This window comes from Variovorax sp. UC74_104 (genome assembly GCF_044055375.1).
GTDB lineage: Bacteria > Pseudomonadota > Gammaproteobacteria > Burkholderiales > Burkholderiaceae_C > Variovorax.
This window is the reverse complement of the sequence record NZ_CP171978.1, coordinates 2,342,670-2,365,239: the sequence shown is the minus strand read 5'-3', so window position 1 is coordinate 2,365,239 and position 22,570 is coordinate 2,342,670. Positions and strand designations below refer to the sequence as shown.

Genomic DNA, 22,570 nt, shown 5'->3' with positions numbered 1-22,570 from the left:
CCGGACGAGGCCGGGTTCAGGCCAGGTTCAGGCCGAGTTCAGGCCGGCGCGGGCTCGGATGGCACGTCGTCCGCCGGCGGTGGAACGTCGGCACCGCGCGTGAAGCGCGCGACGAAATACATCCCCGAGAACACCGCCGCCAGCAGCAGGCCGTCGCCCCACCAGGGCCGCGCCGTCTGGCTGTCGCCGTAGAAGGCCAGCACCAGCAGCACCGCCACGAGGTGCGCGCAGAACACCGGCAGCGAGGCCGAGCCCATCGCCTCCAGCCAGCGCAGCCGCGGGATGCGGCGCATCAGCCAGGGCCCGAAGCGCACCGCCAGGATGCCCAGCGCCACCAGGTTCACCAGCCGCAGCGGGCCGAGCTGCCACTTGTCGAACAACAGGTTCAGCTCCACGTCGCCGCCGAACGGCGCCTGCCCATTGATGCCGGTGTGGCGCCAGTAGAGGCCATAGAGCGCGATGCCCGCCGCCAGCGCCACCAGCCAGGCCGGAAAGCGCAGCGGCCGCGCGCCCGGATCGTTGCGGGTCGCGCCGATACACAGTCCCGCGAACCACAGGAACTGCCACGCATAGGTGTTGAACGCGCCCATCTCGTGGAAGGGCACCGGCACGCCCAGGTAGTGCACCGCCAGCCCGTAGACCCATTCGCTGATGCCGAACTGCGCCGCCGCCCACACGGTGGCGCTCGCCGCCATCACCCAGGTCCACCCGTGGCGCATGGCGAAGGCCAGCACCCAGGGGCTCATGAGCATGAAAAAGATGTACATCGGCAGGATGTCGAGCAGCGCCGGCTCGTAGATGAGCAGCAGCCCGTAGATGAAACCCTCGCGCGGCTCCGCCAGGTAGTACGACACAAGGTTCTTCACCGCCGGCTGGTCGATGTGCAGGCCCACCGCGGTGATCACTGTGAAGAGGAACAGCAGGGTCGCCGCCTGGGCCAGGTAGACCTTGAGCACGCGCCGCCAGAAGGCCTGGCGCATCGAGTCGACGCCGCGCACGTGGCCGATGCGGCTGTACACCAGGCCGGCGACGAAGGCCGACAGCAGCACGAAGCCCTCGGCGGCCGAGACGAAGCCGAAGGGCTGGCCCAGCGGGTCGGTCAACCGGGTGGGCAGGTGGGTGACGGTCATCAGCACGAGCATCAGCCCGCGCAAGGCGTCTATTTCCCAGTAGCGTTTCATCGGTCGGCGGCGAGGTCTTGATTGCGGTCCGCGCGGCGCACGCACGACGGCCCCGATTGTAAGAAGAGCTGTGTAAAGCCCACGGTGCCCCCCGCGCCCGGCGGCCGGGCCAACGGCCTATGACTGTTGGCACTCCCGAACCGTCGTGCAAATCGGCTACGCTGCGCGCTGCCTCTCAGGTGGAGATATAAAAAAGTGAACCGTTTCCTTCCAACATTGCTCCTGGCCGGCGGCGTTCTTGCGTCCAGCCCGGGCTTTGCCCTCCAGATCGTCAGCCTCTCGCCACAGGGCGAAGTGGCGCGCGTGCGGCAGGTGGTCGCCAAGTTCGACCAGCCCGCCGTCAACTTCGGCGACCCCAAGGCCCCCGCCCCGCTCGCGGTGAGCTGCAACGACGCCCAGGCCGCCAAGGGCACCGGGCGCTGGACCGACGCCAAGGCCTGGGTCTACGACTTCGAGAACGACCTGCCGCCCGGCGTGCGCTGCACGGTCACCCGCATTCCCACCTTCAAGCCCGCCAGCGGCGAGCTCACCGGCCCCGAGCGCTACCAGTTCAACACCGGCGGCCCCTTCGTGCGCAACTACATGCCGGGCAGCTACAGCCGCATCGACGAGCAGCAGATGTTCATGCTGGAGCTCAACGGCGCGGCCACGCTGGAGAGCGTGCGCCAGAACGTCTGGTGCACGGCCGACGGCGTGGGCGAGCGCATTCCCGTGAAGCTGCTCGACGGCGAGCAGCGCGCCGGCCTGCTCAAGGCCTTCGGCCGCGACAAGGCGGCCGAGAAAGACCCGCTGCGCTTCGTCACGATGCAGTGCAACCGCACGCTCACGCCCGGCGCCAAGGTGCAGGTCGTCTACGGCAAGGGCGTGGCCACGCCCTCGGGCGTTGCCAACAACGTGGAGCGCCGCATCGAGTTCCAGGTGCGCGAGCCCTTCGCCGTCTCCTTCAGCTGCGAGCGCGAGAACGCGCAGGCCGCCTGCCTGCCGCTGCGCCCGATGCAACTGACGTTCAACGCGCCGGTCACGCGCAAGCTGGCTTCGCAGATCGAGCTCAAGGGCAACGGGCAAACCGTCAAGGCCCAGCTCGAAGGCGGCACGCAGAGCGACGACGACGTGGTCAACGGCGTGTACTTCGGCCCGCCGCTGGCCGAGAGCACGCAATACAGCATCGAGCTGCCCTCGAAGTTCGAGGACGCCTCGGGCCGCCCGCTGGCCACGCCCGGCAACTTCCCGCTGAAGGTGGCCACCGGCGCGATGCCGCCGCTGGCCAAGTTCGCCGCCTCGCCCTTCGGCGTGGTCGAGCGCCTGGCCGAGCCCGACACGCCGGCCATGATGCCGGTCACCGTGCGCCGCGTGGAACCGAAGCTGATGGTAAATGCGCTCACGCCCGGCAAGGTGAGCGACATGAACCCGAAGACCGACGCGGAGATCATCGCGTGGTTCCGCAAGGTCCGCCGCTACGACAGCTTCACCGTCTCGCGCGAGCAGGCGCGCAAGGACGTGAAGGGCCCGCTGCCCCCGGTCATCGACAAGGACGACCGCACTTCGCTGCAGACCCGCATGCTGTCGCTGCTGGCCGGCCAGCCGGGCGTGAAGGCGCTGGACATGCCCAAGGCCGAGTCGGGTGATCCGCGGCCGTTCGAAGTCATCGGCATCCCGCTGACGCCGGGCTTCCACGTGCTGGAGATCGCCTCGCAGAAGCTGGGCGAGGCGCTGCTCGACGAGCGCTACAACGCCGGGCGCACGATGTACGTGCGCACCACCGCGCTGGCAACCAACCTGGCGGTGCACTTCAAGCTGGGCCGCGAGAACTCGATGGCCTGGGTCACCACGCTGGACAAGGGCAAGGTCGTGGCCGGCGCCGAAGTGCGCGTCTCCAGCTGCGACGGCAAGGCCGTGGCCACCGGCACCACCGACGCCAACGGCGTCGTCATGCTCAGCGGCGTGTCGCCGCAGGCGCCCTCGTGCAACGGGCCGAACGAATACGACAACGGCGCCTGGTTCGTCAGCGCCCGCGCCAAGGACGAGAAGGGCGTGGAAGACCTCGCCTTCACCTGGAGCGACTGGCAGCGCGGCATCGAGCCCTGGCGCTTCAACGTGCCCACCAGCCTGCAGGCCGAGGCCGACCGCGTCGCCCACACCATCTTCGACCGCACGCTGCTGCGCGCCGGCGAGACGGTGTCGATGAAGAGCCTGATCCGCACGCAGACCAGCAAGGGCTTCGGCTTGCCCGAGAACCGCCCCGACACGCTGGTCATCACCCACGTGGGCAGCGGCCAGCGCTTCACGCAGCCGCTGAACTGGCGCAAGACCGCCACCGGCGGCCTGAGCGCCGAGAACAGCTTCGCCATTCCACCGGCCGCCAAGCTCGGCGTGTACGCGGTGATGCTGCGCACCGGCGGCGGCAAGGACGCCAACGGCGACAGCGAGGGTGAAGGCGATGGCGACGACGGCTACGGCCGCAGCTTCTCCACCGGCAGCTTCCGCGTCGAGGAATTCCGCCTGCCCGTGCTCGAAGGCCGCATCGCGCCCACCGAGAAGAAGCCGCTGGTGGCCGCCACCAGCGTGCCCGCCGACGTGCAGATCAACTACGTCTCCGGCGGCGGCGCGGCCAACCTGCCGGTGCGCGTGTCGGCCATGGTGCGCGGCAAGAGCCTGAGTTTTCCCGACTACGACGCCTTCAGCTTCAACCCGCCGCGCGCCACGCAGGGCGACGGCAGCGAGGCTGCAGCGCCCGCGTCGGATTCGAACGCGGGCGAGGAAGACCTCAACAGCGTGAACGACACCCGCGTGATCGCAGACAAGCTGCCGCTCACGCTGAACAAGGACGGCGCCGGCAAGGTCACCATCGACAAGGTGCCGAAGGTCAAGGCCGCGCGCGAGCTGCTGCTCGAAGCCACGTACGCCGACCCGAACGGCGAGGTGCAGACCATCCGCAGCACGCAGACGCTGTGGCCCGCTTCGGTCATCGCCGGCATCAAGACTGAGGGCTGGGTCTCTACGGCCCAGAAGCTGAAGTTCCAGGCGCTGGCGCTCGACCTCTCGGGCAAGCCCCAGGCCAACGTGACGCTCAACGTGCGCGCCGTGGCGCGCATCACCACCACCAGCCGCAAGCGCATGGTGGGCGGCTTCTACACCTACGACAACAAGACCGAGACAAAAGACATCGGCACCGTCTGCAGCGGCAAGAGCGACGCGCGCGGCCTGCTGCTGTGCGAGTCGGAGCTGAAGGAAGCCGGCGAGGTCGAGCTCATCGCCAGCGCCACCGACAGCGAAGGCCGCGACGCCCGGGCCGTGAGCTCGGTCTACGTGACCAAGCAGGGCGAACTCTGGTTCGGCGGCGAGGACAACGACCGCATCGACGTGCTGCCCGAGAAGAAGAGCTACCAGCCCGGCGAGATCGCCAAGTTCCAGGTGCGCAGCCCCTTCCGCTTCGCGACCGCGCTGGTCGCGGTGGAACGCGAAGGCATCATCGAAACCCACGTGGTCAAGCTCGACGGCAAGGACCCGACCGTCACCCTCGAAGTCAAGCCCGAGTGGGGCCCGAACGCCTACGTGAGCGTGCTCGCGCTGCGCGGCCGCCTGCGCGAGGTGCCGTGGTACAGCTTCTTCACCTGGGGCTTCAAGTCGCCGCGCGAGTGGTGGACGGCCTTCTGGTACGAAGGCAAGGAATACGTGGCGCCGACCGCCATGGTCGACCTGAGCAAGCCCGCCTACCGCCTCGGCATGGCCGAGATCCGCGTCGGCACGCGCGCCCACCAGATCGACGTGACCGTCACCAGCGACAAGCCCAGCTACCCCATTCGCAGCAAGGCGCAGATCACCATCAGCGCCAAGCTGCCAGACGGCAAGCCGGCCGCCGGCGCCGAAGTGGCGCTCGCAGCGGTCGACCAGGCCCTGCTGGAGCTGATGCCCAACGACAGCTGGAACCTGCTCAACGCGATGCTGCAGCGCCGAAGCTGGGGCGTGAGCACCTCCACCGCGCAGATGGAAATCGTCGGCCGGCGCCACTACGGCCGCAAGGCCGTGCCCGCGGGCGGCGGCGGCGGCAAGGGACAGACGCGCGAGCTGCTCGACACCCTGCTCGTGTGGAACCCGAAGGTGGTGCTCGACGCCAACGGCCAGGCCGTGGTGACGGTGCCGCTGAACGACGCGCTCACCACCTTCAAGATCGTGGCGGTGGCCGACTCGGGCGCCAACCTGTTCGGCACCGGACAGGCCAGCATCCAGGCCACGCAGGACCTGCAGATCATCAGCGGCCTGCCGCCGCTGGTGCGCGAGGACGACCAGTTCCGCGCCCAGGTCACCCTGCGCAACACCACGCAGAAGCCGATGAAGGTCGAGGCCACGCCGCGCGCCACCCTGCTCACGCTGGAGCCGCAGACGGTCGACATCCCGGCCGGCGAGGCACGCGAGGTGGCATGGACCGTGACCGCGCCCCCGCAGCTCGGGCAGACGCGCGCCGAAGCCATCCTGTGGGAGATCGAAGCCAAGGACACCATCGGCGGTGCCCGCGATGCGCTGAAGGTGCGCCAGCGCATCGTGCCTTCCGTGCCGCTCACGGTGCAGCAGGCCACGCTGGTGCAGGTCGATGGGCCGTTCACGCTCGACGTGGCGCCACCCGCCGACGCCATCCCCGGCCGCGGCGGCCTCAAGCTGTCTCTGCAGCCCAAGCTGGCCGAAGGCCTGCCGGGCGTGCGGGACTGGTTCGCGAACTATCCCTTCATCTGCCTCGAACAGAAGACCAGCAAGTCGGTCGGCCTGCGCGACGCGAAGATGTGGCAGGGCGTGCTGGCCCAGTTGCCGACCTATCTCGACAGCGACGGCCTGGCCAACTACTTTCCGCCGCGCGACGGCGAGGCCAACCGCGGCAGCGACATCCTCACCTCGTACCTGCTCGCGGCGACGGATGAAGCGGCCCAGCTCAACCCCGCCTTCGCGCTCGCCGACGACGTGCGCGCGCCGATGGAATCGGGCCTGATCGCCTTCGTCGAAGGCCGCATCACGCGCGACTTCTGGAGCCCGCGCAAGGACCTCGACGTGCGCAAGCTGGCCGCGCTCGAAGCGCTCTCGCGTTACGGCAAGGCCCGTGGGGCAATGGTCGGCAGCATCACCATCGCGCCGAACCAGTGGCCCACCAGCGCGGTGATCGACTGGCTCAACATCCTCAAGCGCGTGAACGACGTGCCGCAGCGCCAGCAGCGCCTGGACGAGGCCAACAACGTGCTGAAGGCGCGCCTGTCGTACCAGGGCACCAAGCTGATCTTCAGCACCGAGCAGGACGACTACTGGTGGTGGCTGATGACCAACGGCGACGTCAACACCGCCCGCCTGCTGCTCAGCGTGATGGACGACCCGGCCTGGAAGGACGAGACGGCCAAGCTCGCCAACGGCTTCATCGGCCGCCAGCAGAACGGCGCCTGGCACACCACCACCGCCAACCTGTGGGGCGGACTGGCGCTGGAGAAGTTCAGCAAGGTGTTCGAGAGCACGCCGGTGGCCGGCGTCACCGCCGCCACGCTCGGCGCGGTGAAGGCGCAGGTCGACTGGAGCAGGGTCGAGCGCGTGAAGACCAGCGACGCGGCCGGCGCGCCCAACCAGAGCACCTTCTTCGGCGCACCCGCCTCGCCGGGCAACCTGAAGAACAACACGATGTTCCTGCCGTGGGCAGCGTCGCCTTCGGGCGCCCCCGTGCGCGACACGCTGCTGGTCACCCAGCAAGGCACCGGCAAGCCGTGGCTCACGCTGCAGTCGATCGCCGCCGTGCAGCTGAAGGCGCCGTTCGCGGCCGGCTACGCCATCAAGAAGACCATCACCCCGGTCGAGCAGGCCACCGCGGGCAAGTACACGCGCGGCGACGTGCTGCGCGTGACACTGGAGGTGAACGCCAGCGCCGACATGACCTGGGTCGTCATCAGCGACCCGATCCCGGGCGGCGCCACCATCCTCGGCGGCGGCCTGGGCCGCGACTCGCAGATCGCCACCCAGGGCGAGAAGAAGTCGGGCGCCGGCTGGCCGGCCTTCGAGGAACGCAGCTTCGAGGCCTTCCGCAGCTACTACGAGTACCTGCCCAAGGGCGTGGTGAAGATGGAGTACACCGTGCGCCTGAACAACGTCGGCGACTTCGCGCTGCCGCCCAGCCGCGTCGAGGCGATGTACGCGCCCGAGATGTTCGGCGAGGCGCCGAATGCGCGGGTGAAGGTGGAGGCGGCGAAGTAGGCAAACGGCCCTGCTGGAAAACGGTGAAGGAGCATCGACCGGTCATCGCTCCTTCACCGGCCGCCCTCACCATCGCGGCGAACCCACAACCTGGAGGACAACACCATGGGCCTGGCTGTCTGCGTCGGCATGCTCGCCGAACTGCTGGAAGACGACCCCGAAAGCGCCGAGGGCTTCGAGGAGGAACTGGCCGAAGTCAACCGCGTGCTCGCAGCCGCGGGGCTTCCCCCGCACACCGAACCGCGCGGGCCGCTCGAACTCGACTCGCGCGCGTCGATCGACAGTTTTCCGTACTCCTTCATCCACTACCTGCGCCGCGCCTACGCGCACCGCGTGCTGTCGCCCGACTGGGTGGCCACGCCGCTGGCCGACGACGTCGATCCCACGGCCGACCCGAAGATCCAGGCGCTGCTAGACGGCTGCGAAAGCCACCTGCTGTGCCATTCGGATGCGGAAGGCTTCTACGTTCCAGTCGATTTCGACGAAGTGCTGTTCGACGAGGAAAGCGGCAGCGAGGATGAAGAAGCCGGCGGCCTGCCCGGCGGCATGCTCGGCTCGTCCCAGCGGCTGCTCGACGAGCTGGTGTTCGTCGCCCCCGCCCTGGGCATCCGCCTCGAGAACGGCAAGCTCTCCGACGAGGAAGCCGAACGCATCGACGGCCTGGTCGAGGAAGACGACAGCCTGTACCGCGAGTACGTGTCGTGGCTGCTGCTGTACGAATCGGCGCGGCTGAGCATCGAGCACAAGACGGCGATCGTCTTCTGCTGAATCGGTTCAGAATGCGCGGCCTGGAGGCTCCCCGACATCCCGCATGAGTTTTGCCACCGAACTGCGCAACTACTTCTCCCTGGCCTTCCGCTGGCAGCGCGGACGCCAGGGCTCGGGCTACGACAAGATGCTGCTGCTCACGGCGCGCTGGCCGCTGCCGTTCGACAGCTACCTCATCCGCTACCCCGAGGGCTCGGAGATCACGCCGCACACCGACCCGGTGCAGGCTGGGCGGCACTACCGGCTGAACATCGTGCTGAAGTCGCCGCGCTCGGGCGGCGAGTTCGTCTGCGCCACGCCGATCTTCGCGACACGGCGCATCAAGCTGTTCCGCCCCGATGCCTGCGAGCACAGCGTGACGCGGGTGGTGGGCGGCAGCCGCTATGTGTTCTCGCTCGGCTGGGTGCTGCGGCCGGGCAGGTCCGACGCTGGAGAAAGGCCGCCGCCATGAAGCAGATGCTGCTGGAGATCCGAACCTACCGGCTCAAGCCCGGCACCCTCGATGCCTTCCACCAGGCCATGCACGAACGCGCGGTGCCGATGCTGCGCGACAAGGGCATGGACGTGGTCGCCTACGGCAGGTCGGACCACGAGGAGGAGACCTACCACCTCGTGCGCGCCTATGCCGACCGCGCAGCGCTCGAAGCCGAGCAGGCCGCGTTCTACGGCTCCGCGGAATGGCGCGAGGGACCGCGCGGCGCGCTGGTGGATCGCATCGAGACCTACCTGAACACCTTGCTGTGGGCCTCGCCCGAAGCCGTCGACAGCATGCGCATGCTCAACGGCCCCGATTCCCGCTGAGAAACAAAAGCCGGGAAAAGACAGGCACCGCAGGCCTAAACTGCGCCCCCGGTCTTCGTTCGTTCGCTCGTTCCCCCCCAACGTTCGCAGGAGAAACAACTCATGAACACCAAGGAAATCGCCGACAGGCTCGTGGCGCTGTGCAAGGACGGAAATTTCGAAGGTGCCCAGGTGCTCTATGCACCCGAGGCCGTGAGCGTCGAGGCCAGCGCCCCGCCCGGCCAGGCGCGCGAGGCGGTCGGCCTTGCGGCCATCAGGGCCAAGGGCGAATGGTGGACCTCCAACCATGAAGTGCATGCCATGCAGGTCGCCGGCCCGTGGCCGCACGACGACCGCTTCATCGTCGGCTTCCGCTTCGACGTGACGATGAAGGCCACCGGCCACCGCTTCACCATGGAGGAAATGGCGCTCTACACCGTCAAGGACGGGAAGATCGTGCGGGAAGAGTTCTTCTACGACGCCGGCTAGCAAGCGGCCGCGGTAGGACACAAGTTCTCGTGCAGGCGCGATGCGGGCAGAATGGCCCGCAGGTGCCCCCATGAACACAAGATTTGTAGAAGCCTTTCTCTGGGCCGCGCGGCTGGGCAGCTTCCGCGCCGCGAGCGACCGGCTCCACATCACGCAGGCGGCGGTCTCCAACCGCGTCGCCTCCCTCGAAGAAGACATCGGCGCGCGCCTGTTCGAACGCGACGCGCGCGAGCTGCGGCTCACGCCCGTCGGCGTGCGGCTGATGGACTACGGCGAGCGGCTGCTGGAGCTGCGCCGCGAGATCGTCTCGCTCGGCCGTCCGCGCGGCGACATCCTCGGGCTGGTGCGCATCGGCGCCATCGAGACCGTGGTCCACACCTGGCTGCTGGGCTTTCTCACCAACCTGCGCTCCACCTATCCGGGCATCGAGGTGCAGCTGACCTCCGAGACCACGCTGGCGCTGCACCGCGGACTGCGCGAAGGCGCGCTCGACATCGCGCTGCAGACCGACCACATCGCCGGCGCGGGCATCGTGAGCACGCCCTGCCTGCCGATGCCAATGGGCTGGGTCGGGCCGCCCGGCGCCGAGGGCACGCAGACCGTCGAGCAGCTGCTGCGCCAGCCCGTGCTCACGATGAGCCCCGGCTCGCAGCCGCACGAGGCGCTGAAGAACCTGTTCCGCGCGGCAGGCATTCCGCTGGGCAAGGTGCACTGCGTGAGTTCGATCTCGGCGCTCGCGCGGCTGGTGAAGGCGGGCTTCGGCAACGCGCTGGTGCCGCTGCCGCCCTGCTTCGAATACGTGGCCACCGGCGACGTGCGCATCATCGAGTGCGACGCGCTCATCTCGCCCCAGCGCATCGTCGTGAGCCACCTCGAAGCCGCCGACTCCGATGCCATCCGGCTCGTGGCCGAGCTGGCCTGCCGGGCCTCCGACCAGTTCACGACCTCGGCCGTCGCACCAACATGGAGCGCCTCCACAGAGGGTTAACCCTCGAAATGGCGCATCCAGGCCCCGAAAAGGGGCCAGTAATTCTTGTGGCTGTCGCCCAGAAAAACTCGTTTGTGACAGTCCGACCCTGCGACGGAAGATCGCGCCTTCATTTTTTCGAAGGCCCGACGCTCTTCCGCCGCCATGAACACCACTGACTCCTCTTCTTCCGCAGCAGCGACGGCAAACGGCATGCTGTTCGTCGCGTCCGACGTGGAGCCGGCCGACGAGGCCGACTTCAACCGCTGGTACGACCAGGAGCACGTGGAAGAGCGCGTGCGCATTCCAGGCTTTCTCTCGGGCGCGCGCTACTTCTCGCTCGAGGGCGGGCGCAAGTACCTGGGCCTGTACCGCACCGAATCGCTCGCGGTGTTCGGCTCGCCCGGCTACCGCGCCGCGTTCGAGAAGCAGACGCCGTGGTCGGTCGCCAATCTCGAGCGCATGCGCCAGCCGGTGCGCCGCGTGTGCGCCGTGCGCGCCGTGACGGGCTTCGGCAGCGGCAGCCACGTGGTCGTGCTGCCGCTGGCCGCGGCCGCCGATGCCGGGGCGCTGGTGCAAGGCGCCGAGCGCATCGGCCAGCGGCTGAGGAAGGAGCACGCAGGCTTCGTGCAGTCGTACCTGCTCGTGCAGTCGTACCTGCTCGTGCCGGACGTTGCGCTCAGCACGCCGCTGCCGCGCGAATCCACCGAAGGCCGCGTGCTGCAGCCGATGCTGGTGATAGAGACCAGCAGCGAAGCCGCGGCCCGCGCCGCGCGCGCCGCGGCCGCCTCCGCCCTCGACGCCGATCCCGCCACCGGCTGGCTGCTCGCGCTCGGCTGGAAGCTGGGCGCGGCCGAGCTGGCCTGAACCGACTTCCATGTCTTCACCGAACAAAGGTATTTCCATGACCGAACATGTTCTCCCCGCTGCGGCCACCGCAGCCACGCCGCCTGCGCACGGGTCCGCGAAGATGGGCCGGCTGGCCATGGCCAGCTCCATCGGCACCACGCTGGAGTGGTACGACTTCACCGTCTACAACATCATGGCCGCGCTGGTCTTCAACGCGGTGTTCTTCCCGTCGTTCGACCCGCTCACGGGCACCATCCTCGCGTTCTCGACCTACGCGGTCGGCTACATCTCGCGTCCGCTGGGCGGCGTGGTGTTCGGCCACCTCGGCGACCGGCTGGGCCGGCGCTTCGTGCTGGTGGCCACGCTGGTCATCATGGGCGTCTCCACCGGGCTCATGGGCCTACTGCCGACCTACGCGAGCTGGGGCATCTGGGCGCCCGTCGCGCTGGTGGCGCTGCGCTTCGTGCAGGGCGTGGCGCTCGGCGGCGAATGGGCCGGCGCGGTGCTGCTGTCGATGGAGCACGGCAAGCCCGACGAGCGCGGCCGCAACGCTTCGTTCACGCAGGTGGGCCCCTCGTGCGGCACGCTGATCGGCACCGGCTTCATCGCCGCGGTGTCGGCCTGGCTGAGCCCGGAAGACTTCCAGAACTGGGGCTGGCGCATTCCCTTCATCTCCAGCGTGGCGCTGGTGCTGTTCGGCCTGTGGCTGCGCCGCGGCGTGGACGAGACGCCCGTCTTCCGCGAGATGGAAGAGAAGAAGGCCACGGCCAAGACGCCCATCAAGGAAGTGCTCACCCAGCACTGGCGCCGCCTGCTGGTGGCCGGCGGCTCGCGCATCGGCTCCGACGTGCTGTATGCGCTGGTGGTGGTGTTCACGCTGACCTACGTGACGACGGTGCTGCACCTGTCGCGGCCGCTGGCGCTCACCGCCACGATGATCGGCGCGGCCTGCAACGCGATCGCGGTGCCGTGGTTCGGCAGCCTCTCCGACCGCATCGGCCGCCGGCCGGTGTACATCGCCGGCGCGCTGCTGGGCATGGTGTGGGCCTTCGTGTTCTTCGTGCTGATGGACAGCGCGCACCCGGTCGCGATCTGCGCGGCGGTGGTGGTGGGCCTGCTGATCCACGCGATGATGTACGGCCCGCAGGCCGCCTTCGTCACCGAGCAGTTCCCCGGCCGCGTGCGCTACGCCGGCGCCTCGCTGGCCTACACGCTGGCGGGCATCGTGGGCGGCGGCTTCGCGCCGCTGATCATCGCGAGCCTGTTCAAGTCCTGGGGCAGCACGGTGGCCGTGTCGTTCTACGTGGTGGCCGCGCTGGGCGTGACGCTGATCGCCCTCGCGGTGGCCCGCGAAACCGCCAAGCGCCCGCTGGAGAGCTGATCGATGGCGAGCACGAACAACATGAATTCCCTGTTGCGCTTCGCCTGCGAGGGCATCGCCGACGACGACACGCGCTCCGCGGCCATCCACCTCGTCGCGCCCCGCGCGCTGGTGGTGGCCGGCTGGACCGGCCGCGACATTGCCGCCATCGAGCACCACATCGAGGAGCTTGCGGCGCTCGGCGTGCCGCGCCCTTCGAGCGTGCCGCTGTACTACCGCGTGGCGGCCCAGCTGCTGACGCAATCGCCCGCCATCGAGGCGCTGGGCGACCAGAGCTCCGGCGAGGCCGAGCCGGTGCTGTTCTTCTCGCAGGGCGAGTGGTGGCTGAGCGTGGCCTCGGACCACACCGACCGCAAGGTCGAGAGCTACTCGGTGGCCGTGTCGAAGCAGATGTGCGCCAAGCCCGTGGCCGAGACCGCCTGGCGCTGGCGCGACGTGCAGGCGCACCAGGACACGCTGGAGCTGCGCTCGCGCATCCTCGAAGACGGCCGCTGGATCGACTACCAGCGCGGCACGCTCGCCTCGATCCGCCCGCTGGCCGGCCTGCGCGACGGCATGCCCGGCGCAGGCTCCGCGCCCGAGGGCCTCTTCATGACCTGCGGCACGCTGGGCGCGCTGCCCAACGCGAAGGGCGAAGGCATCCGTCCCGCCGCGCAGATGGAAATCGAACTGCACGACCCGAAGCTCCGGCGCCGCATCGTGCATCGCTATGCGGTGGAAGCACTGCCGGTGGTGGCGTGATGACGACGAAGAACGGCTTCACCATTGCGGCCCTGCGCGAACGCATCGCGCGTGGAGAGCTGTCACACGAGGCGCTGGTCGAGCAGGTGCTCGATGCCGCCGCGCAGCCCGCCGCGGCCCATGTCTTCACGCGGCTCTACGCCGACGCGGCCCGCGCCGCCGCGCGCCATGCCGACGCGGCGCGCAAGGCGGGCATCGAGCTCGGCCCGCTCGCCGGCCTGCCCGTCTCGGTCAAGGATCTCTACGACGTGGCCGGCGAGACCACCATGGCCGGCTCCGCGGTCTGCGCGGGCGAGCCGCCGGCCGCGCACGACGCGGTTGCCGTGGCGCGGCTGCGCGCGCAGGGCGCGGCCATCGTCGGCAAGACCAACATGACGGAGTTCGCGTTCTCGGGCGTGGGCATCAATCCGCACTACGGCACGCCGCGCAATCCGGCCGATGCACAGACGGCGCGCATTCCGGGCGGTTCGTCGTCCGGCGCGGCGGTGTCGGTGGCGCTGGGCCTCGCGGTGGCGGGGCTGGGCTCGGACACGGGTGGCTCGATCCGCATTCCCGCCGCGCTGTGCGGGCTGGTCGGCTTCAAGAGTACGCAGTCGCGCGTGCCGCGCACGGGTGCGTTCGAACTCGCGCGCTCGCTCGATACGGTGTGCGCCATGGCGCGCACAGTGGAAGACTGCCTGGCCGCCGATGCCGCCATCGCCGACGCGCCGCTCGCGGTGCGCCGACGTCCGCTGCAGGGCGTGCGCCTGGCCGTGCCGCGCACGCTGATGTTCGACGACATCGAACCCGCCGTCGCACGCGCCTTCGACGGTGCGCTGCAGACGCTGTCGGCCGCGGGCGCGCAGATCGTGGACATCACGCTGGCCGAGCTCGCGGAGATCGCCACCGTCAACGCGCCCGGCGGCTTCTCGCCGGTGGAGGCATCGGCCGTGCATCGCGAACGCTTCGCCGCCAAGCGCGACGGTTTCGACTCGCGCGTGGCCGCCCGCATCGCCCTCGGCACCGAGGTGCGCGCGGCCGACTACATCGCCATGCAGGACCGCCGGAGAAACTGGATCGGCCGCGTCGAGCGCGCCATCGAGGGCTTCGACGCGCTCGTGTGCCCGACCGTGCCGATCGTTGCGCCGCCCATCGCGGCGCTGGCGGAAGACGCGGCCTTCTTCAGGGCCAACGGCCTGCTGCTGCGCAACACCTTCGCGATCAACCTGCTCGACGGCTGCGCCTTCAGCCTGCCATGCCAGGCGCCGGGCGATCTGCCGGTGGGGCTGATGCTGGCGTCGGTGCGCGGCGACGACGCGCGGCTGGCCGCGGTGGCGCTGGCCGCAGAGGCGGCGCTGCAGCAACGCGCGCCGGGCTGACGGCCGATCCGCTCAAGCCGTGGCCATGCGCTGGCATTCGGCCTCGCACTGGTTGCAGGCCTCCGCGCAGCGGCTGCAGTGCGGCTGCGAATGGCTGGCGCATTCCGCGGCACAGAGCCTGCAGATGTCGGCGCACAGGCTGCAGATGAGGCCAGCGTTCTCGCTGTTCCTTGCCATGATGCCGGCGGCAGCGGTGCAGATCGCCGCGCAGTCCAGGTCCAGCAGCACGCAGCGGGCCATGCGCGCGCCCGCCCCTTCGGCGATGCACGCCGACGCGCAGCGTTCGCATGCCACGGCGCAGGCGTTGCACAGCGCGATGCAGCGGTTGAGGCGGCCGGCATCCGCTGCGGAACCGGCGCCTCCGGTGCCGCGTTCCACGGCTTCTTCGATGTTGGTGTTCGACATGGGTGGGTGTCCTTTCGCGTTCGTTCTCCGCCCGGGCGCCGCGACAGGCTGTGGGAGATCGCCGCCCCGCGGCGTCGTCTCTCAGGCGGTGGTGCTGGCCAGCGGCTTGGTGAGGGTGGCCGTGGCCTTGGCGCCCAGCGTCATCTCCGTGACCCACGACACCAGCAGCGAGCCGTAGGCCTGGCGCCACTCCTGTTTTCGACAGCGCGTGGTCCGCGCCGGAGAGCACCCGGTAGGTCACCGACTTCACGCGCTTGAAGGCGCCCAGGTAGTTCTCGACCACCGGGTGCGGCACGATCTGGTCGTGCTCCGATTCCACGATGAGCACGTCGCCGGCAAAGTCGGCGCAGGCGGCCAGCGCGCGGTTGTCCTTGGGGCCGACCAGCGAGCGGCGGTAGGCAACGAGGTCGGAGCGGCTGAGCTGCCCCTTGGGGGTGTCCCACTCGCCGTCGCGGTAGAGCGCCGGCGCGCGCAGCGCCAGCCAGCGCACCGGCCGCATGGCGGTGACCAGCGCGGCCAGGTAGCCGCCGTAGCTGCTGCCGACGATGGCGACCGCCTCCGGATCGACCGCCGGGTGCCCGACCAGCGCGTCGTAGGCCGCCAGCACGTCGCGCAGGTTGTCCTCGCGGGTCACTTCCATGCGCTGCGCGGCGTGGCGCGCGTGGCCGCGCAGGTCGAAGGTCAGGCACACGCAGCCCAGCGCCGCGAGCTCGTGCGCGCGCTTGGCGTACTGCTCCCGGCTGCCGTCCCAGCCGTGGACCAGCAGCACGCCGGGCACCGTCGTCGAGGCCGCGAACAGCGTGCCCTCGATGTGCTGGCCGTCCACCGGAATGTCGATGGTGCTATGGCGCGTCGGCATGGCGGTCTCCGGGCAGGATCGTGTACTTCGCCAACGGCCCGACCCGGCTGTCGGTCCCCTGGTAGGCCACGATGGCATCGGCGGGCACCAGCACGGAGGGGCCGTACACCTCGAAGCACGACGCGCGCACCTCGCTGCGCGCCGGGTCGCGGTGGAACACTTCGAGCCCCGCGATCTCGGCGCCGGTGGCGCCGCCCACGCGCCACGACTGCTCCAGCACGCCCGAGCGCCACTCGCCCCGGCCATCGACGCCCTGCGCGACGTCGTAGTTCACGCGCGAGGCGAAGAAGCCGGGGTAGCAGTCGATCACGGCGCGGTGGTAGCGCCGCGCCTGTTCGATCGCGCGGCGCAGCGAGGGCGACGCGACGCCGGCGATGAGCACGTCGAAATCGCCGCGCACCATCATCAGGTCGGAGCCGCCGTACACCTCCTGGCCGGCGTTGTCGCCGGTGGTGCGCTGCACGCCGCAGTAGCTGACGACCATGCCCGCCACGAGCACCTGCCCGACGCTCCAGGTGACCGGGTCTTCGAGGTTCGCTTCCAGGACCAGGCCGGTGCGTGCGATCTCGGCCGGGTCCATGGCGCCGATGCTGGCTTCGAGCGCGCCGGCGCTCTCCGCCACGATCTGCCCGCGTCCGCCGGTCGCGGTCACCGGCTTGAGGCGCACGGCGCCCGCTTCGAGCATCGCGCGCCCCGCCCTCGCCGCCTCGTCGGCGGAGAAGCACGAGTAGCCCGGCAACACCGCCTCACCCACCTCCGACGCAAAGCGCTCCGACCAGCCCTCCGGCCTGGCGGCGCTGCCGTCGTCGATCAGCGGATGGGAGATGACCTTGGTGGCGACGAAGGCGTGCGGCACCACGCCGCCGAACAGGTCGTCCACGCCGACGATGCCCATGGCCCGCGCACGGACGGGGTCGGAAAGGGTGTCGCTGGGCACGAAGTAGTGCCGCGAGGCCGGGGACGCCGAAGAGCCACCGGCTTGCCGGGCGCCGTCGTATTCGTCGTATTCGCCAGCAAAGGCGCAGTCCATCAGCGCCGCCAGCCGCTGTCCGTAGTTGGCGCGGGTGGCGTGCTCGTGCTCGCTGCAGTAGCCGCGCGGGTCCACGTCCCAGGTGACGACGCTGCATGGCCCCGGGGCAAGGCCGGCCTCTTCCGGGGCATCCACGGGGCCGGCCCCTTCCTGGTCTCGGGGGAGCGCTTGCACGGCGGCTTCAGCCCTTGGAGCCGGCGTTCCTGCCGGCCTTCTTCTTTTCCGCGTCCTCCTTCTCATCGGAAGAAGGAAGCTTCACCTTCGTCACGGTCACGGAAACCGGGTCGCTGGCCGGAAAGGACTCTTCCACGCCGCTGTCCAGGGCCTCCTCGCTGGAGGGCTGCGGCGTGGGTTTGGCGATCTCGGCCTTTCCCTTCTCGGGGTCGCCGGACGTGGGAAAGGGGAACTTGCCCGGCGATTCCGGCGATTGCTCTGATTTCTGTTCTGCCTGCTGCTGCTTCGAAGTCATGGATGGGCCTCCTGGCTTGTTCACTGCCCCATGTTCAGCCGACACGCGCCGCCGACGGTGGGAAGGAAGTGCCGATGCGTGTGGGAACAGTCCGGCGCGCGGGGCCGTCCATCGGCTATCGTGCGGCCCATGTCGATCGCACAACCATCGCTGACCGGTCTCCGTCTCCTGCTGCGCCCGCTCCTCGCATCCGACGCGGCGGCACTCGTGGAGGCCGCCTCCGACGGCGAGCTCTGGAAGCTGCCGTTCACCCTCGTGCCTTCGGCCGAAACGGTAGGCGCCTACATCGGCAACGCCCTCGCGGGGCGCGACGCCGGCACGGTGATGCCCTTCGCCACCGTGGTGCGCGAAACGGGCAAGGTCATCGGCTCCACGCGCTTCTGGAAGATCGACCGCGTCAACCGCAAGCTGGAGATCGGCAGCACCTGGATCTCGGCCTCGTGGCAGAAGACCTTCGTCAACACAGAGGCCAAGCTGCTGATGCTGCGCTACGCATTCGAGGAGCTGCAGTGCGTGCGCGTGCAGCTCACCACCGACGAGATCAATGCCAAATCGCGGGCCGCCATATTGCGGTTGGGCGCAAAGCAGGAAGGCATCGTGCGGAACGAGCGCATCATGCCGGACGGCCGCAAGCGCAACTCGGTGCGCTTCAGCATCATCGACGACGAGTGGCCGCAAGTGCGGCAGCAGCTGGAGGCGCGACTTTTCCGCTCGTGAACGATTTCGGAACGACCGGGGAACAACCAGCGACCGACCACGCAACGGAGAGATTCCATGTGCCGCAGCATCAAGACCCTCTACAACTTCGAGCCGCCCGCCACCGAGCAGGAAATCCGCGCCGCCGCGCTGCAGTTCGTGCGCAAGCTCAGCGGCTTCAGCGTGCCCTCGAAGGCCAATGAGGAAGCCTTCGGCCGGGCGGTCGACGAGGTGGCGGCCACGGCGGCGCGGCTGATCGACTCGCTGGTCACCACGGCCGAGCCGCGCGACCGCGCCGTGGAGGCCGAGCGCGCCAAGGCCCGCGCGGCCATCCGCTTCGGCGGCGGCCCCGCCTGATCGGATGCGGCGGGAGAACCGAGCCCCGCCAATGACCTCTGCGCAGCGCCGCGGCATCGCCTTTGATATGGTGCCATCCAGCACCACCATGCGAATTCCGAGCGTATGAAAAAGACCTATACAGGAGGCTGCCACTGCGGCGCCGTGAGATTCGAGGCCGACATCGACCTGAGCCTTGGCACGCTGCGCTGCAACTGCGCGATCTGCACCCGCACCCGCTTCTGGCCCGCCATCGTCGCGACCGACGCCTTCCGGCTGATCGAAGGGGAATCCGAACTCAGCGAGCAGATGCTCGACACCCGCAACAGCCACTACATCGTCTGCAGGCATTGCAGCGTGCGCTCCTTCGGCGTGGGCCACTCGCCCCAGACCGGCGAGAACGCCTACGGCGTGAACGTGACCTGCCTGGACGACGTGGACCTCGACGACCTCGCCCGCTCGCCGATCAGCTACGTGGACGGACACCGCGGCACCTGGCACGTCGCGCGCACGGCCATCGGCATCTGACGACGAAAGAACCGTTTTCCGCAACAACCACCATCTGGAGACAAAAGCACATGCCCATCGAACTCTGGCTCGCCTTCGTCGCGGCCTCCGCCGTCATGCTGATCATTCCGGGGCCGACCATCCTCACGGTGATCAGCTATTCGATGTCGCACGGGCGCCGCGCCGACCTGCCGCTGGTGGCCGCCGTGGCGCTGGGCGACTCCACCGCGCTGGTGGTGTCGCTGCTGGGGCTGGGCGCGCTGCTCGCCACCTCGGCCTTCTGGTTCACGGTGGTGAAGTGGGTGGGCGGGCTGTACCTGCTGTATCTCGGCGTGAAGCTGCTGCGCGCGGGCATCTCGTCGTCCGAGATCGCCGCGCCGGCCGCGCCCGCCTCGCGGCTGCGCCTGTTCGCCAACACGTACCTGGTGACCGCGCTGAATCCCAAGGGCATCGTGTTCTTCGTGGCCTTCCTGCCGCAGTTCATCAGCCCGGCGGCCGACGTGACGCGCCAGCTCTGGGTGCTGGCCGTCACCTTCGTGGTGCTGGCAGCGACCAACGCCACGCTCTACGCGGTGTTCGCGGGATCGGCGCGCAGGCTGCTGTCTTCGCCGCGCGCCCAACGGCGCTTCAACTTCGCGGGCGGATCGCTGCTGAGCGCGGCCGGCGTCTGGGCGCTGATGGCGCGCCGGCCGGGCTGAGCTCCGCCCCCAAAAACGAAAAGGCCGCGAAGCGCAATGCTTCGCGGCCTTTTTCGTTGTTCCGCGGATCAGTTGCGGATCAGTTGCGGTAGGGGTTGTTGGGATTGCGGTCGTAGCGGTTCGGAACGCCGTCGCCGTCACGGTCACGGTCGTAGCGGTTGGGCACGCCGTCGCGGTCGCGATCGCCGTAGCCATAGTGCGGGCGCGGCGGCGGCGGACGGTCGTAGGGTGCGACCACGCAGCCGGCCAGGATGGCCGATGCGGCCAACAGGATCGCCAATGTCTTCGTCATGCGAGTTCTCCTTGGAATGTTTGTGGAACCGGGGCTCGCCTCCTGCGAGCCGGTATTGCATTGAAGGCCACGCCGGTACGCGCCGGGTTTCCGCATTGAAGCCCTCGCGTGAAGTTCGTTACCGGATGTGGTCCCGGGCTTGAACTCTGGCCCTCTGCGGCGCCTGCACGAGGCGGCCGGCGGCGCATTGCGCGGTAGGCGGGGTTCCCGTGGTGCATCGCCGAGAGAGAATGCCGGCACCCACGCTTTTGCTTCTGGATACCGGTGTTCCCTTCTTCTCCGATGCAGTCCGCGCCCTTCGCCCTCGCCTTGTCCCGCAAGACCCTCGCAGCCCTGCTGATCGTCGCGGCATGGTCGCTTCCGGCCCGGGCCGTGGTGAGCTTCGAGGAAGTGAAGCGCGACTTCCGCTCCTCCGACACCGCCGTGCTCGACCGCAGCGGCGAGCTGCTGCAGCGCGTGCGCACCGACCCCACGGTGCGGCGCGGCCAGTGGACCGCGCTGGCCGACGTGTCGCCCGCGCTGCGCACGGCCATGGTGCTGAGCGAAGACAAGCGCTTCTACGAGCACAGCGGCATCGACTGGCGCGCCGTCTCGGCTGCCGCGTGGGGCAACCTCTGGAACACGCGCACGCGCGGCGCCTCGACCATCACGATGCAGCTGTCGGGCCTGCTCGACGAGGAGCTGCGCCGCAGCTCGGGCGGTCGCAGCTTCACGCAGAAGATCGGGCAGACGGTGGCCGCCGCTCAGCTGGAGCGCAACTGGCGCAAGGACCAGATCCTGGAGGCGTACCTCAACACCGTGCCGTTCCGCGGCGAGATCGTCGGCATCGACGCGCTCTCGCGCACGCTCTTCGGCAAGGCGCCCAGCGGCCTCGACGCGCGCGAGGCCAGTGTGGCGGCGGCGCTGGTGCGCGCGCCCAACGCCAAGCCGGCCGTGGTGGCGCAGCGCGCCTGCGAAGTGCTGCGCACGATGGAACCGCAGCAGAAGACCGATTGCGAGGCGCTCGACATGTTCACCAGCGCGGCGGTGCAGCGGCGCGCCTTCGAGCCCAACGAAGGGATCGCGCCGCATGCCGCGCGGCGCGTGCTGCGCGAGCTGAGGGATGCGAACGCGGGGGCGTCGCCCGTTGCCGCCGCCACGACGACTTCCTCGAAAGGCAAGGACAAGGACCCCGGCGTGCGCACCACCCTGCGCGCATCGCTGCAGCGCTTTTCGCTCGACACCCTGCAGCGCCACCTGCGCGAGCTGCGCGACCGCCACGTGGAAGACGGCGCCCTCGTCGTGCTCGACAACGCGACCGGCGAGGTGCTCGCCTGGGTCGGCTCCTCCGGTCCGCTGAGCCAGGCCGCCGAGGTCGATGGCGTGACCGCGCTGCGCCAGCCCGGCTCCACGCTCAAGCCCCTGCTCTACGCCCAGGCGATCGCCGAGAAGCGCATCACGGCGGCCTCGCTGATCGAGGACTCGTCGGCGCAGATCAGCACCGCCAGCGGCCTCTACATTCCGCAGAACTACGACCGCCGCTTCAAGGGCCCGGTGTCGGCGCGCACCGCGCTGGCCGCATCGCTCAACGTGCCCGCCGTGCGCACGCTGGTGATGGTGTCGCCCGAGGCCTTCGCGCGCGAGCTGCGCGCCGCCGGCCTGCCGCTGCGCGAGAGCGGCGACTACTACGGCTACAGCCTCGCGCTCGGCAGCGCCGAGGTGTCGCTGCTGTCGCTCACCAACGCCTACCGCATGCTGGCCAACGGCGGGCGCTACGCGACGACGACGCTGATGCCGAGACCTGCGGAGAAACCGAAGACCTCTTCCGCCGCGCCCGCGCCGCTGCTCGACCCGCGCGCCGCCTACATCGTCGGCGACATCCTCTCGGACCCCAACGCGCGCACACGCACCTTCGGCCTCGACAGCATTCTTTCCACCCGCTTCTGGACCGCCGTGAAGACCGGCACCAGCAAGGACATGCGCGACAACTGGGCGGTGGGCTGGTCGCAGCGCTACACGGTGGGCGTGTGGGTGGGCAACGCCAGCGGCGAATCGATGTGGGACGTGAGCGGCACTAGCGGCGCCGCGCCGGTGTGGGCCGAGGTGATGCGCTTCCTGCACGCGCGCGAACCGAGCCGCGCGCCCACGCCGCCGCCGGGTGTTGTCGAGGCGCGCGTAAGCTTCGGACCCGGGGCGGACGGCAACCCGCTGGAAGCGGCGCGCAGCGAATGGTTCCTGCAGGGCACCGAGCAGCCGCTGTTCGCGCTCGACACCGGCATGGCGACCGACGCCGCCTCGGCACGCATCACTGCGCCGGCCGACGGCACCATCATCGCGCTCGACCCCGACATCCCGCCGCAGCGCCAGCGCGTGCGCTTCGACTCGGAAGGCCGCGGCGTGCAGTGGCGCATCGACGGCAAGCCGCTGGCGCGCGGCAACAGCGTGCAATGGTTCCCCTGGCCGGGACGGCACGTGATCGAGCTGGTGGACGCGAGCGGCAAGGTGGTCGACCAGCGCAGGCTGGAAGTGCGCGGCGCGGGCGTGGTGGCGAAGAACACCCGGCGCTGAG

General features: G+C 69.6%; 20 protein-coding genes and 1 pseudogene. 15 read left to right on the top strand and 6 right to left on the bottom strand.

Going from position 1 to position 22,570, the window contains the following annotated elements; translation table 11 throughout:
• Positions 1-38: 38 nt before the first annotated feature.
• Positions 39-1,181: an OpgC domain-containing protein gene (opgC, locus tag ACHMXA_RS11025; RefSeq protein WP_395320679.1), complete on the bottom strand. Its 1,143-nt coding sequence runs from the start codon at positions 1,179-1,181 to the stop codon at positions 39-41.
• A gap of 195 nt (positions 1,182-1,376) precedes the next feature.
• Here opgC and ACHMXA_RS11020 point away from each other — a divergent pair, with 195 nt between their 5' ends.
• From ACHMXA_RS11020 to ACHMXA_RS10975, 10 genes are all read left to right on the top strand, one after another.
• Positions 1,377-7,397 carry an alpha-2-macroglobulin family protein gene (locus ACHMXA_RS11020; protein WP_395320678.1) on the top strand — a complete coding sequence of 2,007 codons (6,021 nt, stop codon included), beginning with the start codon at positions 1,377-1,379 and terminating at the stop codon, positions 7,395-7,397.
• A gap of 105 nt (positions 7,398-7,502) precedes the next feature.
• On the top strand, positions 7,503-8,165 hold the full coding sequence (locus tag ACHMXA_RS11015) for a hypothetical protein (RefSeq protein WP_395320677.1): 663 nt from the start codon (positions 7,503-7,505) through the stop codon (positions 8,163-8,165).
• Between the two features lie 43 nt (positions 8,166-8,208).
• Positions 8,209-8,616: a 2OG-Fe(II) oxygenase gene (locus tag ACHMXA_RS11010; RefSeq protein WP_395320676.1), complete on the top strand. Its 408-nt coding sequence runs from the start codon at positions 8,209-8,211 to the stop codon at positions 8,614-8,616.
• Positions 8,613-8,966 (top strand): NIPSNAP family protein, encoded by a 354-nt coding sequence (locus ACHMXA_RS11005; RefSeq protein ID WP_395320675.1) that lies wholly within the window; start codon positions 8,613-8,615, stop codon positions 8,964-8,966. Before ACHMXA_RS11010 ends, ACHMXA_RS11005 begins: the two co-directional genes overlap by 4 nt.
• Positions 8,967-9,068: 102 nt before the next feature.
• Positions 9,069-9,434 (top strand): SnoaL-like domain-containing protein, encoded by a 366-nt coding sequence (locus ACHMXA_RS11000; RefSeq protein ID WP_395320674.1) that lies wholly within the window; start codon positions 9,069-9,071, stop codon positions 9,432-9,434.
• A 70-nt stretch (positions 9,435-9,504) separates the two neighbouring features.
• Positions 9,505-10,422 (top strand): LysR family transcriptional regulator, encoded by a 918-nt coding sequence (locus ACHMXA_RS10995; RefSeq protein WP_395320673.1) that lies wholly within the window; start codon positions 9,505-9,507, stop codon positions 10,420-10,422.
• 144 nt (positions 10,423-10,566) lie between these two features.
• The gene (locus ACHMXA_RS10990) at positions 10,567-11,268 is read left to right on the top strand and encodes a hypothetical protein (protein ID WP_395320672.1); all 702 of its coding nucleotides are present in this window, start codon (positions 10,567-10,569) and stop codon (positions 11,266-11,268) included.
• 37 nt (positions 11,269-11,305) lie between these two features.
• Entirely contained in the window at positions 11,306-12,631 is a 1,326-nt protein-coding gene (locus ACHMXA_RS10985) for an MFS transporter (protein WP_395320671.1), read from the top strand.
• 21 nt (positions 12,632-12,652) lie between these two features.
• Positions 12,653-13,372, top strand: a complete 720-nt coding sequence (locus ACHMXA_RS10980; RefSeq protein ID WP_395320670.1) for a DUF2848 domain-containing protein — start codon at positions 12,653-12,655, stop codon at positions 13,370-13,372.
• Positions 13,372-14,730: an amidase gene (locus ACHMXA_RS10975; protein ID WP_395320669.1), complete on the top strand. Its 1,359-nt coding sequence runs from the start codon at positions 13,372-13,374 to the stop codon at positions 14,728-14,730. Before ACHMXA_RS10980 ends, ACHMXA_RS10975 begins: the two co-directional genes overlap by 1 nt.
• Positions 14,731-14,742: 12 nt before the next feature.
• Here the strand turns inward: ACHMXA_RS10975 and ACHMXA_RS10970 are convergent, their stop codons facing one another.
• The 4 genes and pseudogenes from ACHMXA_RS10970 to ACHMXA_RS10955 form a co-directional block, all read right to left on the bottom strand.
• Complete coding sequence (locus ACHMXA_RS10970) at positions 14,743-15,135, bottom strand: four-helix bundle copper-binding protein (protein WP_395320668.1); 393 nt, start codon at positions 15,133-15,135, stop codon at positions 14,743-14,745.
• 81 nt (positions 15,136-15,216) lie between these two features.
• Positions 15,217-15,994: pseudogene (locus tag ACHMXA_RS10965) on the bottom strand (alpha/beta hydrolase family protein).
• The gene (locus ACHMXA_RS10960) at positions 15,978-17,159 is read right to left on the bottom strand and encodes a DUF3182 family protein (RefSeq protein WP_395320667.1); all 1,182 of its coding nucleotides are present in this window, start codon (positions 17,157-17,159) and stop codon (positions 15,978-15,980) included. The pseudogene ACHMXA_RS10965 and the gene ACHMXA_RS10960 overlap by 17 nt, the downstream one beginning before the upstream one ends.
• A gap of 46 nt (positions 17,160-17,205) precedes the next feature.
• A complete protein-coding gene (locus tag ACHMXA_RS10955) occupies positions 17,206-17,493 on the bottom strand; it encodes a hypothetical protein (RefSeq protein ID WP_395320666.1) in 288 nt (95 codons plus the stop codon).
• A 129-nt stretch (positions 17,494-17,622) separates the two neighbouring features.
• Between ACHMXA_RS10955 and ACHMXA_RS10950 the strand changes: the two genes are divergently transcribed.
• From ACHMXA_RS10950 to ACHMXA_RS10935, 4 genes are all read left to right on the top strand, one after another.
• Complete coding sequence (locus tag ACHMXA_RS10950) at positions 17,623-18,210, top strand: GNAT family N-acetyltransferase (RefSeq protein WP_395320665.1); 588 nt, start codon at positions 17,623-17,625, stop codon at positions 18,208-18,210.
• 57 nt (positions 18,211-18,267) lie between these two features.
• Complete coding sequence (locus tag ACHMXA_RS10945; RefSeq protein WP_176664400.1) at positions 18,268-18,546, top strand: DUF2277 domain-containing protein; 279 nt, start codon at positions 18,268-18,270, stop codon at positions 18,544-18,546.
• Positions 18,547-18,690: 144 nt separating this feature from the next.
• Positions 18,691-19,053, top strand: coding sequence for a GFA family protein (locus ACHMXA_RS10940; RefSeq protein WP_395320664.1), 363 nt, complete (start codon positions 18,691-18,693; stop codon positions 19,051-19,053).
• 50 nt (positions 19,054-19,103) lie between these two features.
• Positions 19,104-19,730: a LysE family translocator gene (locus ACHMXA_RS10935; protein WP_395320663.1), complete on the top strand. Its 627-nt coding sequence runs from the start codon at positions 19,104-19,106 to the stop codon at positions 19,728-19,730.
• A 79-nt stretch (positions 19,731-19,809) separates the two neighbouring features.
• Here ACHMXA_RS10935 and ACHMXA_RS10930 read toward each other — a convergent pair whose 3' ends face one another.
• Positions 19,810-20,022, bottom strand: a complete 213-nt coding sequence (locus ACHMXA_RS10930; RefSeq protein WP_176664397.1) for a hypothetical protein — start codon at positions 20,020-20,022, stop codon at positions 19,810-19,812.
• Positions 20,023-20,304: 282 nt separating this feature from the next.
• On the opposite strand from ACHMXA_RS10930, the gene pbpC reads away from it, so the two are divergent.
• The gene (pbpC, locus tag ACHMXA_RS10925; RefSeq protein WP_395320662.1) at positions 20,305-22,569 is read left to right on the top strand and encodes a penicillin-binding protein 1C; all 2,265 of its coding nucleotides are present in this window, start codon (positions 20,305-20,307) and stop codon (positions 22,567-22,569) included.
• Position 22,570 lies beyond the last annotated feature (1 nt).

Coding starts and splice junctions, on each gene's coding strand:
- opgC (WP_395320679.1), bottom strand. CDS start 1,181: ATGAAACGCTACTGGGAAATAGACGCCTTGCGCGGGCTGATGCTCGTG.
- ACHMXA_RS11015 (WP_395320677.1), top strand. CDS start 7,503: ATGGGCCTGGCTGTCTGCGTCGGCATGCTCGCCGAACTGCTGGAAGAC.
- ACHMXA_RS11010 (WP_395320676.1), top strand. CDS start 8,209: ATGAGTTTTGCCACCGAACTGCGCAACTACTTCTCCCTGGCCTTCCGC.
- ACHMXA_RS11005 (WP_395320675.1), top strand. CDS start 8,613: ATGAAGCAGATGCTGCTGGAGATCCGAACCTACCGGCTCAAGCCCGGC.
- ACHMXA_RS11000 (WP_395320674.1), top strand. CDS start 9,069: ATGAACACCAAGGAAATCGCCGACAGGCTCGTGGCGCTGTGCAAGGAC.
- ACHMXA_RS10995 (WP_395320673.1), top strand. CDS start 9,505: ATGAACACAAGATTTGTAGAAGCCTTTCTCTGGGCCGCGCGGCTGGGC.
- ACHMXA_RS10990 (WP_395320672.1), top strand. CDS start 10,567: ATGAACACCACTGACTCCTCTTCTTCCGCAGCAGCGACGGCAAACGGC.
- ACHMXA_RS10985 (WP_395320671.1), top strand. CDS start 11,306: ATGACCGAACATGTTCTCCCCGCTGCGGCCACCGCAGCCACGCCGCCT.
- ACHMXA_RS10980 (WP_395320670.1), top strand. CDS start 12,653: ATGAATTCCCTGTTGCGCTTCGCCTGCGAGGGCATCGCCGACGACGAC.
- ACHMXA_RS10975 (WP_395320669.1), top strand. CDS start 13,372: ATGACGACGAAGAACGGCTTCACCATTGCGGCCCTGCGCGAACGCATC.
- ACHMXA_RS10970 (WP_395320668.1), bottom strand. CDS start 15,135: ATGTCGAACACCAACATCGAAGAAGCCGTGGAACGCGGCACCGGAGGC.
- ACHMXA_RS10955 (WP_395320666.1), bottom strand. CDS start 17,493: ATGACTTCGAAGCAGCAGCAGGCAGAACAGAAATCAGAGCAATCGCCG.
- ACHMXA_RS10950 (WP_395320665.1), top strand. CDS start 17,623: ATGTCGATCGCACAACCATCGCTGACCGGTCTCCGTCTCCTGCTGCGC.
- ACHMXA_RS10945 (WP_176664400.1), top strand. CDS start 18,268: ATGTGCCGCAGCATCAAGACCCTCTACAACTTCGAGCCGCCCGCCACC.
- ACHMXA_RS10935 (WP_395320663.1), top strand. CDS start 19,104: ATGCCCATCGAACTCTGGCTCGCCTTCGTCGCGGCCTCCGCCGTCATG.
- ACHMXA_RS10930 (WP_176664397.1), bottom strand. CDS start 20,022: ATGACGAAGACATTGGCGATCCTGTTGGCCGCATCGGCCATCCTGGCC.
- pbpC (WP_395320662.1), top strand. CDS start 20,305: ATGCAGTCCGCGCCCTTCGCCCTCGCCTTGTCCCGCAAGACCCTCGCA.